Consider the following 11,872-nt stretch of genomic DNA (forward strand, 5'->3'; position numbering starts at 1 on the left):
TTACTCCTTGGAACTGCCTGTTGAGAGGTCGTCGGCCCTGCGTTCGATACTGTCGTCTTTCACCGCACGCGCCTTGGCCTGAGCCTTCCGACGGCCCATATTCGCCTTCAATGCGGCCTTCAACCGATCTTCGCGTGTGGGCGCTGACCCGCCGCTTTTTACTGTTTTCTTCTCTGCCATAGATCTTCTGTACCGGAGTGTGAAAAAACCGTCCAGAATGCTCTTGCACCCCACTTCGTTTATGCCTAAAAGCCCCCTCACCGGCGCTGCTGTAGCTCAGAGGTAGAGCACTCCCTTGGTAAGGGAGAGGTCGAGAGTTCAATTCTCTCCAGCAGCACCAGTTTCCAGAACATCGCAAGTTTATATGCTTAACAGCATATCTGAAGCCGCCATTCTCGGCCGCTACCCCCTCCGTATGCAGGGATCTTTCGCGATTGCAGAGCTTCTCCCACAGATTGTCCGCCGACAGCCCACCGGTCGAGCACAACGACCCTCGAGACCGAATCGATCCTGAGCATTCGAACTCCGATTCGTTGCCATTGCAGCAACAACGCCGACCGCTGCTTGAGACTGTCAGCGGTTAACCGCCGTTGAATCAAATTGTCTACAGATTGCGATGCGCGAATCACTCTGGTTAAGGCTGATTTTAATTTTCAGCCGTCATTCTCATTGCCAAGGACCGCAATCCCGCGAGCTAAGCGGGGCGCGGCACCGCAGCAGCACCCGGAACAGGAGGGTTGAATGACAAATCAAGTGCAACACGACCGCCCGCCGACCAAGACAAGGCCGGGCATCGTGCCGGCTGGTGCCAAGCGGTATGGGGCCGATCCAGTCTGTTTGGACAAAAGTGAAAAATGCGGGCCAAGGCTACGGTTTTTCAACCGACAGCTCGCAGGGCAGATCATACAGGCAAGCGTCCAACTTTCCCGGGTCCTCCCCACATTCAGCGCGTGCAGAGACAGCGTGTTTTCGTTGAGACACAGCTTGAGCGATCTATCGCATCTAGCCGAGCCAACGTTGGCGCTCTGCCTCAGGCCGCGCTGGAAACGACGATGGTGCCGCGCCGCGACTCCAAACTCTTAAAAAAATCAAGTGGCCGCCAAAATCGATGCTGCCTGAAATCCGCTTATCCATTGGAAGGTTCCCGCCAAAACCGGTGGGCTCACTTTGAGTACGACACCGTATCTGGTGTATCCGCTTTGCTTCAGTCGTGAGGCGCTGCGGAACGGGACCAACGAAATGGACGCGTCATCGTTTTGCACCCCTGCCGGGAACGCCAGTTCGCGGGCCACCACACGACACCAATAACTGCCGACAGGGCAATACCGAACCCGGCCGCCTGGAACGCATCGACATGCAGTCGGTGCGCCGGGTGAGCTGTACCAAAACCAGCGTGCTGATCTCCCTATCAGCCGCGATAGCACGAGGCTGCCCTCGACAAGGAACACGTCATGTCGACGATCTGGAACTCTATTATTCGAAAAACTGCAGTGGCTGCCGCTGCACTGACCATGATGAGCGTTTCTGCCGGAATGCTCCCGGCGCAAAGCATCAACAACAATATCAAGAGTCAGCTGGACGAATTCGTCAAACGTGGCACCGAGGTGAGATTCGAAGGGTATCTTACCGGCTACAGCTATTGGGATAACACTCCCCCCGGCAGTGCCGCCATTGCGCGCCCGGTCCTGCGGCGCCAGGCCGGCGGAACCGGCACTTATAATGACCCAATTACCATCGCGGTGGGACATGCCATTCGGCGCGGGCGCCAGACGTTGGACTTCCCGGCAGGCACACGGTTTTACATCGAGCGCCTGCGCAAATACGCAATCGTAGAAGATGTATGTGGCGACGGGCACCAGCCACAAAATGGTCCCTGCCATACCGGCAAGAATGGCCGCCCCTGGCTCGACATTTACATCGGGGGCAAGCGAAACTCTGTCCGCGACACCGAACGCTGCATGAACCGATTGACGGGGATGCAGCCCATCCGCCTCAACCCACGGCGCGGCTATCCTGTTGCACAGGGCGAAATCTCGGCCAGCGGCTGTCAGGTCTTCCGCCCGGTGAGTTAACTTGGTCGCGATCCAATTCGCTAACCCTAGCGGGCGCGGCGCTTCAGATGCGCAAGCGCCTGCAGGACGATCCCATTGGTGTTAAGGTCAGCATGGTTTGCCATTTGCCCATAGCCGTCAAGGAACAGGCCACTGCTCATGCCAAAACCATCAATTCGGGCGCGGCTCTGTGCGGTTTCCAGCATCTTCAGGCTGAACGCGCATGGCCGCACCGCATACCACAGATAAGCCGCTTTGGTTGAAAAGATCCCGTAGGGGCTGGTCGCCACAGGCTCAAAGAGCACATCGCGCCCCTTTCGATAACTGACATTCCATCGCGTTTCATGGCCAAGATCGAACCCCTGATAGACAAACCAGGGCGCTGTATCGATTGGGGTCTCTGATGGCGCCAGCAATTGCCCGGTCTGATCATAGTGATGCTTCATCGCCCCAAGGAAGATATCGGTGAGGACCGCGCATTCCGCCGAGGGTCCCAACTCGACATATTCCAGCAGCAGCGGTTCGGTGGGCAGAATACCAATCTGATCCACCGTATAGAGTAGACTGACCGTTCTGTCGGCGACGGTATCCCCGACGAAGGCCTCCCGATAAGGAGATCGCGTATCAGGCTGACCCAGCAACGGCAGAATACGCGTCTGATAGTGGGCGCAATGCGACAGATACGACGACTGGATGCGTGTCTTCAGAATATTCTTCAGCACACCACCCTGCATAAGGTCGGCAATTTCCCATTTCTTCATTAGCTGAGACGACGCCTCCGCAAGCGCCGCATGTTTCGCGGCCCGGGTCACGGCACTGCTCAGGCGTGCAAAATCACAGGCATCAAAGCCGCGGCGTTCGATAGACGCATCCCGCACATTGATCAGCGTGGGCGGATAGGCCATATCCCCGTCAGTAATCACCGGCAGGGATGCCATGATCTTCTTGATGCGGCGATAGATCTTGTCAGCGGGCGCCAGATCCAGATCAATTGCGGCGAGCAGCCCCAGTATCAGGCTGCCGACATCCCACATCGTAATTTCATAGTTGTTGAAAGACTTACCGTTAATCTGCTTCCTGACGGTCAGCGCCAACCCGGTGGCGCTCATCTCTGCCTGTTCCAGATAGCTGTAGGCCAGTTGTGCGTCGGCCATCATGGCCTCATTAAACACAGGCGACTCCGGCGCCAAATCAGTACTGCGCAGTGCCTCTCGCGCCTCCAGCAGCAACTCATGCGCCGGGTCAACAATTCCTGTAGGATAATTAAGGCAGATCCCATTCGCGGCCGGAATCTTGGCGGCGAGCTTGCCAACAGCGTCAACCTTATGAACTAAGACAGCATCCGGATGCCGCACGTCTCCCCGCTGCGGCGCAACCTCATCGGCAAGGAAGAGCGGGCCTTCCACCGGTTCGCCGTCAGGCCCCAGGCCCGGCGCTCCCAGACGACGCTGCTCCCCGTCACGGGTCTCCAACAACAAAGCACCATCCGCGCGACGCTCCCCGCCGCGCACCAGAGTCACACAGTCGACGCCGAGACGTGCCCGCGCCTGGCCCAGTAACGCGTCATAGCCTTCCCCACTCTCAGGGAACTCGGGCAGAATGACATAGTGCCGGGAGTGGTTTGGCAGGAAAGCACAACACCGTTTGTAAAGTTCTCGCGGCAGGACCGACAGAAGATACCCTGAAAGGCGCGCGCGATTGACACTCGCGGCGATACGTTGACCGACCTCATAAGCGCGTGCCGGATCAATCGGCAGTTCCGCCACATCAATAGCCAGCACCGTCCCGTCCCCCAATTGGGAGAAAAGCCCGGATGTCATCTTCTGCTGGGCTGATCTCAGATCAAGACGCGCCTTAAGAGGTAACATCAGAACTGCGGCCGGCCCAAGCAACGCCTCGCGTTCGGCATCAGCAACCGCATCGTATATCACGGTCGTGCACCCTCCGGTCCGCAAGCCATCCTGCCTCAGGTCGCCCTCCATGCCATTTGTGGATACGGTCGAAAAATGCGCAGGCTGGGCCGCCGCCGCCATCGACCCCGGCAAAAGCCGATCAATCTGTGATCGCAGGCTCCAGAGTGCTCGTGCCTTGAAATATCCCGTCTTCTGCATGAGATCGCGCGTGGCAGGGACAATCTCGACGAATGTCCGGTTTTTGGATGCCGTGTCACTCAGCATCGACAAGACCGGATGAACGGCATCCGGGCTGTGTCTGGCGAAGTCATCGAACTCAACTTCAACCGCCAAAGCAACGCCTTGCGACAGGAACGCAAAGATCAGCGAGCCAAGTGCGTTCTCAGGCAGGGATGGATGCACACCTGTCAGCAGTATGGAAAACGCCCGAATTCCCTCTGCGTGATCTGTCTGCGCTTCAGCCGGCCATGCTGCACCTATCAGGCCACCTGAGGCCAACCCCAGAAACTCACGACGTTTCCACCGCATTACCCTGTCCAACTTTCTGGTTTCGGCGCTGTTTACCATAACTTGAACGAGCCGCGATGCCCATCTTGAATTATCGTTAGGACTTTGTTAAAAACTTAATTAGCGGACGCGGAATCGAAATGGTTCGCGCGAAAGCACGACTGGCGAAAATCGCCTGCCCCCCAAACGAGTAATTGAAAAAGTAACACGTTATTTGAACGGGTTGGCAAGTGATGTACACGACGACTGATAATCGGCCGACGCCAGGTCCAAAGAAAAGCAGAGCAAAGGCTCCTGCTGCTTCAACGCGTCGTCACAAGACATTTCCGACTGAGATTCTGCCGGCCGAGATGGCTCTTTCGACCGACGCCGAGAAGCAGATCTTCAAAGCTGGCAACGCAACCCGGCCGTTTCTGGCGGTCCTGTTGTTTGTGATTGCGCTCGCCCTGGCGGCGGCGATGATCATTGCCGTGACACAGAATGTGATCACCGAGTTCAAATTGGCGCGACCATTGTTTCAGAACAGCGCGCCTGCGGATAACATCAGCCAAGATTGGCGCCGTTTCCTGCCGCAGAGTGACAATCTGGAAGGCGATGGGGGCAATGATCAGCTCGACCGCGATTACGCCAGCGCGGATATTGCGGGCGGCAGTTCCTGCGAAACCCAAACAGGCACGGCACGCAGTGCGAGCAATAACCCCTCGAAAGTATACGCTTTTGTAACGGCGGACCTCGAAGACGTTTCCAACTCCGTTCAACGGACCTGCAACACGATCAATGTGTTTGTCCCCGAATGGCTGATCATCAGCGACAAAGGTGTCGACTGGTTGCAGTCCGGCAATCAGGATTTTAGTACGCCCTATGTCGTGCGGACCAATCCTTTTGGCGATAGTCCGATCCAGCCGCTGATCCATGTGCAGGCCAGCGCGCTCAGCAGCGAGGCGTCTGGTCACTGGTCTAATACCGCAGCGCTTGCGGCGCGGCAGGGGTGGTCCGGTCTGTGTTTTGATATGCGTCGGCTTGAGGTGCAAAACCTGCAAAAGGCTCTACTCCATCTCGATGGTGTGAAAGGGGACTTCGCGGCAGCAAACCTGGAAACCTGTGCAGTTATCGCGCCAGACCAGATCGAAACCCTTGGCTATGGCAGCGCATTGCCCGAGCGGGTGATCCTGCCCGCCATTCAGAACAGCTACCGTCTCGGGATCTACGAAGAATCGCCAGCTCCGCTTGATTGGTTCCAGTCCGTTCTCGAACGTGCGCGCACCACTATCCCACAGGATAAACTGGTGATTGGTCTCGCGGCTGGTGGTGTGCACTGGACCACTGGCACGAGTGCGCCGGAGTTTATCAGCTATGCAGATGCAATGTCCCAGGCCGACCAATATGGCGCCTTCGCGGGCTATGCACCCGAAAAAGGTCACGGGCTGATCTCCTATATGGACGCTGGTGGCGAGCGAAACATGATCTGGTATCTGGATGCCGTAAGCCACTACAGCCAGTTGCTGAGTGTCGCAGAAGCTGGCATCGACGGTGTTGCGATCTGGGGGCTGGGGCAAGAGGATCCCTCCATTTGGCCTCTGCTCGCCCAGGAAGATATCCTGTCGGACGAAGCCTTTGCCACATTGCGTGATATCGATCTGAACAGCTTTGTCTCGTATCGTGGCACCGGCCCATTTCTGCGGTTCAGCGAAACCGAAGTCGTCGGCCGTCGCCACGTGACCCGCGATTCCGAAACGCTCATGGTCACCGATGCGATCACCGATCCGCTGCCCTTGCCGGTCATCGCGGACCGCTACGGGGTCTTGCCAGACAAATCCATTCTCCTGACCTTTGATGACGGGCCGTCGCAGGACCACACGCAGGAGATCCTCGATATCCTGAATGCCGCCAACGTCCCTGCGACGTTCTTCATGGTCGGCAATCAGATGTTTGAGCAAAAGAACGTCGTCAACGCACTCGCCGAAGCCGAATTCGACTTCGGGCTGCACACCTTCTCTCACCCGCAGCTCAATCGCGCCTCCCCTGCGCGGGTGCAGGTTGAACTGGCTTTGCAGTCAAGGATCTTTTCCTGGCTGACCGGCCGCACACCAGTTGTTTTCCGCGCGCCCTATATGCGTGGTCCCGGACCGCTGGAGGGCGATCTGGCGCGGCGGCTGAAGACCATTATCGATCAACGTTATCACCTCCTGGGTGCCGATATCGTGCCACCGGATTGGCGCAGCCTGAGCCCGAAGCAACTGGTAGACTACACTCTGGGAGCCTTGGACGGCAGCGGTCAGGTGCTGCTCATGCACGATGGCGGAGGTCCGCGCAGCAGTACCATCAGCGCTCTACGCCTGTTGCTGCCCGAGCTGAAAGCGCGCGGCTATCAGTTTCTGACGCTGGAACAGGCAATGGCGGGGTTTGGAAGCCCCTACGAGACGCGGCAGGTCGCCAGCCTTGAACCCTTCGAAGCGCTGGCCTTTACAGGTGTGGGCAACAGCGCCACGTGGGTGGCATTTGTGGTTCCATTTGCCGTGCTTCTCGGGGTCATCCGCGCTCTTGTCCTGTTCATAATGGCGATCCGGTCCCGCCGTGCGGACCGCATGGATCTACGCCACCGGACAGGTGATTTTTCCGCCCCGGTGACGGTGGTGATCCCAGCCTATAACGAAGAGAATAGCATCCTGAAGACGATCTACAGCGTGCTGGAGTCAGACTACCCCAACCTATCAGTGCTGGTGGTGGATGACGGGTCAACGGACTCCACCTATGAGCTGGTGACAAAGACCTACAAAGGCAACCCGAAGGTACAGATCCTGCGTCAGCCCAATGGCGGCAAGTGGAAAGCATCCAATCTCGCCTTCTCGCATGTCACCACCGACTTTGTCGTTGCGATTGATGCCGATACCATCGTCGCGCCGGATGCTATCCGCCGTCTGATGCAGCCCTTGCGCAACCCCAACGTTGGTGCAGTGGCTGGCAAAATCATGGTCGGCAACTCTAACAACCTTCTGACAAAGCTGGAAAAGCTTGAGTATACGGTCGCCCAGAACATCGACCGCCGCGCCTATGAAACGATCAATGCGATCATGGTTGTACCCGGTGCATTTGGCGCCTGGCGAACCGACGCCGTGCGCAAATGTGGCTACTACAGCAGCCAGACGCTGGCAGAAGACACCGATCTGACCATCTCACTCCTCGAAAAGGGGTATGAGGTCCGTGCCGCGGAGCGTGCATATGCCTACACCGAGGCGCCCGCATCCGTCGGAACGCTGATGAAACAGCGGATGCGCTGGTCGATCGGGATCCTGCAATCCGCATGGAAACATCGCGGCACCATCCGTCAGGGCCATGCTGTCGGCTTGGTCGGGCTTACGGATCTGGTTGTCTTCGGAGTGATCATGCCGCTTCTTGGCCCGATTATCGACCTGTTGCTGGTGCTCATGTTGGTGCGGTTCGTGTCCAGCTTTGACGGCACCACCTTTGACGCCTTCACCGTTCGTGATTATGCCGTGCTCGCCATTTTCCTTGCGCTACCGCTGCTGGAAATGATCATGGCTGATTATGCCGTACGGTCCGAGCCATCGACCCCGCGTGCCATGGTGCTGCTGTTGCTGTTGAACCGCTTCATTTATCGCCAATTGCTGATCATCAATGTCTATCGCTCGCTGTGGCGGATCCTGACAGGGCGGTTGACGGGGTGGCACAAACTACGTCGATTTGGATCCGTTCAGGCGCCGGTCCGGCCAACAGTTGCAGCCCGGGCGCATCTCAGCTGACCTGCGGACCGCATGACAACCGGCCTGCGGAATCGGGCAAATCGCGGCCTACCCCTCTCACGGGTTCGAGGAACCAGATTGATCTGTCACCAGCCTGGACTGGTCTGGCATGAAATAAGCCCTGCCCAAGAGAGAACCTTGGGCAGGGCTTTGTAGTATTACACGCAGAGTTGCTCAGTTGCCGTCAGACGTGCTTTCACCCGAGAGCGCATTGGGATCGAACGCGCCACCGAAGGCGGAGTTTCCGCCGCTTGCCGGTGCCGAGCTTTCGTCTTCGCCTTCAGGGGCAGCGCTGTCTCCGCCACCCAAAGCATTGGGGTCAAATACCCCCCCAAACCCAGAGCTATTACCACCGCTGCCAGATGGCTCAGATGTTGCGCCTCCAGCATCAGAGCTCCCGTTTTCGGCTTCTTCAGCTGCTCGGCGAGCAGCGTCTTCGGCACGGCGCTGACGCAATTCCTGAATACGCAGCTCGGTTTCCAGACGTTTCTGCTCCTTCACTTCGGCGATACATTGAGCTGGGCTGTAAACAGTCGCCGTGCCGACAATCACAATGGTGAAGCAGGCAACCCCAACTAGCCCAACAGCCGCCCAGTTCGAACTGAGGAACCCCGGCAGCCGAAGTCGGCCACTTTCCAGCTCTTCCACCGTCGCGTCCTTGCGGGCCGCCGCGACCAACTCACGCCGACGGATTGTTGCCTCGTTGAACAGCGCCGCAAAAACCGTCAGCACAACGATGATAAATGCCAGAGCAGAGATCGCCGGAGTGATACCGTAGCGCACCTTTTGCGCCAGTTCGATTGTCAGGGTCGGGTATTCGCCGAAGGTGAAAGTAGTGGTGTTGTAGTTCTCAAAACTAGCAAGGAAGGCAAGAACCGCCGCCGACGCAATTGCCGGTTTCATGAATGGCAACAGAACCTTGCGGAACGCCTGCGCATGGGTCGCCCCCAGATCAAGCGCCGCCTCAGTCAGCGCGATGTCGTAACGCTGCAGACGCGCCACCAGCACCAGCATACAATAGCTGGCGATGAAGGTGGATTGGCCGATGATGGTCAGGAACAGCCCATTGGACAGGAAACTATCCGCCCCCAGACCAACCATACGGTTGATACGATCCCAGAACACCAGAGTCGAAATACCGATCACCACGCCCGGTATCAGGATCGGTGCGATGATGACGGTGTAATAGGTCGCCCGGAGCTTCGGCCAGATCTGCGTTAGCATCAAAGCGCCCGCCAGACCCATTGCCACCGACAACACCACCGTGCCCGCGCCCACCAGAATAGAATTCCAGATGCCATTCAGAATGCGCTCGTCCTGGAACAGGGCAGAGAACCATTCGAATGTCAGGCACTCCCATGGCGTGGCTTGCGGAAAGCCCGGCGAGTTGAAGGCGGTAACCGACATGATCACCAGCGGCCCCAGAAGATAGGCGAAGAATATCGCCAGATAGAACCAGACGCTCAGGCGCAGAAAGGAGAAATTCTTCATTTGCCGATATCTCCCATATTCACCTTGAACAGGCGCATGACGGCCAGAACCAACAGGATACAGGTCACAAGCAGTACCACCGCATAGGCAGCACCCTGCGGCCAGTCGGAGTTGTCATTGAACTGCTGGTAGATCAACTGCGTGAACCACAAGGACGAGGGGCCACCCAGGATCTGCGGCGCCGCCAGAGCGCCCGCCGAGAGCATGAACACCATGGTGCACCCCGAGCTGATACCTGGTTTGGCATAGGGGATTACAACACGTTGGTGGATCTTGGCCCAGCTGGCCCCCATGTCTCGAGCGGCCTCGATCTGGTTGCGATCCAGGCTTTCAATCACGTTATAGATCGGAAAGATCATCAACAGGATGTAGGCATAGCCAAGCCCTGCATAGAGCGCGATATCATTGCGAATGAAATCAAACGGCGTATCGAAAAACCCCATCCCGACGAGGGCCGTGTTCAGAACACCGCTTTCCCCGAAAATGATGCGCAGGGCAAAGGCCCGCAGGATTTCATTGATCCAATAGGGGATGATCAGCATCAGGGCAAAAATACGGATGTGATTGCCCTTGGTCTGCGCGAGATAATAGGCGATCGGATAGCAAAGGATCAGGTTGAACACCGTGACACAGACCGCAGCGACGAGCGTGCGGAAGAATACCCGCAGATCAACTGCATTGTAGTCTTGGCTACCGCCCTCGGGGCCAAAGACCAGATATTTGTAGTTCTCCAGCGTATAGACGTCCTTTGGCCCGCCGATCTCTGGTGGAGGCAGGTTCGGTCGGAATGAAAAGTCGAGCATCGACAGCTGCGGCAGAATGATGAGGCCGATAGTCCAAAACAGGACGAGACCAAGCATCAACGAACCCAGTCCGTAGCCGTTGCGATTAAAGAATTCCCTCAGGAATCTTGGCATGATCTGGCCCTCCTTATTCTGCGGCCAGCTCACCCGCGGGCACGACGACGGCATTCTTCGTCTCGTATTCCAGGGTGATGTTTTGACCTGTGTGATCGTCGAACGACTGACCAAGGTTCGGGATGGAAACCTTCAGCTCCTTACCGCCGTCTCCCTCCATGAAGATGTTGAAGGCATTGCCTTCAAATTCCTCGTGGTTGACCTTGGCGGTCACAAAATGATCACCGGTGGCCCCTTGCGGCGCCAAGGCAAAAGCTTCGGGGCGAATAAACATCATCGCATCATCGCCCTCTTTCATCTTCCCCTGATTGGCAGAAGATATCCGCGCGACAAGATTACCGGACCGGTTCGTCGCTATGAGCGCTTCATTCCCCATTACCCGCTTCACCTTGCCGCGGAACACGTTGTTCTCCCCGACAAAGGATGCGGCAAAGGCCGTTGCAGGATCGTTATAGACCGCCTTGCCGTTGCCGATCTGGTCGATCACGCCGGCGCGCATGACGGCGATATTGTCGGACATGGTCAGCGCCTCGCCCTGATCGTGGGTGATATAGATAAACGTAATGCCGACCCGCTGCTGAATTTCGCGCAGTTCGGTCCGCATGTGCTGACGCAGCTTCAGATCAAGTGCCGACAGCGGTTCATCCAGCAGGAGCACATCCGGCTCAGCGCAGAGCGCGCGCGCGATGGCAACCCGCTGACGCTGACCGCCAGACAGTTCCGACGGCAGTTTGTCCCCCTGCCCCGGCAGTGCAATCATGTCCAGAAGCTCATCCGCGCGCTTGCGCCGATCCTTTGCCGACGCGCCGTTGATCTCCATGGAGAAGGTGATGTTTTCCCAAACCTTCATCAGCGGGAACAGCGCAAGGTTCTGAAAGATCAGCGCGGTCGGGCGCTTGTTCGGGCCAATCCCGCGCATGTTGTTGCCGCCAATCAAGACGTTCCCTTCGCTTGGCTCCAGGAAACCGGAAACCGCGCGCAAGATTGTCGTCTTGCCACAGCCAGACGGGCCCAGGAACGAAAAGAAATCGCCTCCGTTGATTTTGACATTTGCGTCGCGCACGGCGACGAAATCTCCAAAGCGGATCCAGAGGTTTTCAAGATCTACGCCTACCCCAGCACTCATGTGGCCTCTCCCTCGGTGCAACCGTTCGTTCGGAGGCGAACCCCCGGCCGATGCAGATAGCATCCGGTTGATGATATGTTGAATTTACGCCCTCAGGCGTGTGGCT

The 11,872-nt window shown here is 57.5% G+C and carries 7 protein-coding genes and 1 tRNA gene; 3 read left to right on the plus strand and 5 right to left on the minus strand.

Annotated features, from left to right (window positions below):
• Nucleotides 1–180, minus strand: a complete 180-nt coding sequence (locus VWZ81_RS18535; protein WP_340546465.1) for a hypothetical protein — start codon at nucleotides 178–180, stop codon at nucleotides 1–3.
• Between the two features lie 85 nt (nucleotides 181–265).
• Here VWZ81_RS18535 and VWZ81_RS18540 point away from each other — a divergent pair.
• Nucleotides 266–340: transfer RNA gene (locus VWZ81_RS18540), tRNA-Thr, on the plus strand.
• A gap of 1,111 nt (nucleotides 341–1,451) precedes the next feature.
• Nucleotides 1,452–2,072: a hypothetical protein gene (locus VWZ81_RS18545; RefSeq protein ID WP_416543498.1), complete on the plus strand. Its 621-nt coding sequence runs from the start codon at nucleotides 1,452–1,454 to the stop codon at nucleotides 2,070–2,072.
• 26 nt (nucleotides 2,073–2,098) lie between these two features.
• On the opposite strand, the gene VWZ81_RS18550 is transcribed toward VWZ81_RS18545, so the two are convergent.
• The gene (locus tag VWZ81_RS18550; RefSeq protein WP_416543499.1) at nucleotides 2,099–4,084 is read right to left on the minus strand and encodes a DUF3131 domain-containing protein; all 1,986 of its coding nucleotides are present in this window, start codon (nucleotides 4,082–4,084) and stop codon (nucleotides 2,099–2,101) included.
• Nucleotides 4,085–4,821: 737 nt separating this feature from the next.
• Here VWZ81_RS18550 and VWZ81_RS18555 point away from each other — a divergent pair.
• The gene (locus VWZ81_RS18555) at nucleotides 4,822–8,232 is read left to right on the plus strand and encodes a glycosyltransferase (RefSeq protein WP_416543500.1); all 3,411 of its coding nucleotides are present in this window, start codon (nucleotides 4,822–4,824) and stop codon (nucleotides 8,230–8,232) included.
• Between the two features lie 174 nt (nucleotides 8,233–8,406).
• Here the strand turns inward: VWZ81_RS18555 and VWZ81_RS18560 are convergent, their stop codons facing one another.
• The 3 genes from VWZ81_RS18560 to VWZ81_RS18570 are packed head-to-tail and all read right to left on the minus strand — an operon-like array spanning nucleotide 8,407 to nucleotide 11,766.
• Nucleotides 8,407–9,723: an ABC transporter permease gene (locus tag VWZ81_RS18560; RefSeq protein ID WP_416543501.1), complete on the minus strand. Its 1,317-nt coding sequence runs from the start codon at nucleotides 9,721–9,723 to the stop codon at nucleotides 8,407–8,409.
• Entirely contained in the window at nucleotides 9,720–10,640 is a 921-nt protein-coding gene (locus VWZ81_RS18565; protein WP_416543502.1) for an ABC transporter permease, read from the minus strand. The genes VWZ81_RS18560 and VWZ81_RS18565 overlap by 4 nt, the downstream gene beginning before the upstream one ends.
• Before the next feature lie 13 nt (nucleotides 10,641–10,653).
• Nucleotides 10,654–11,766, minus strand: coding sequence for an ABC transporter ATP-binding protein (locus tag VWZ81_RS18570; RefSeq protein ID WP_340546459.1), 1,113 nt, complete (start codon nucleotides 11,764–11,766; stop codon nucleotides 10,654–10,656).
• Between the last annotated feature and the right edge of the window lie 106 nt (nucleotides 11,767–11,872).

Source organism: Phaeobacter sp. JH20_34 (assembly GCF_048056095.1).
Taxonomy (GTDB): domain Bacteria; phylum Pseudomonadota; class Alphaproteobacteria; order Rhodobacterales; family Rhodobacteraceae; genus Phaeobacter; species Phaeobacter bryozoorum.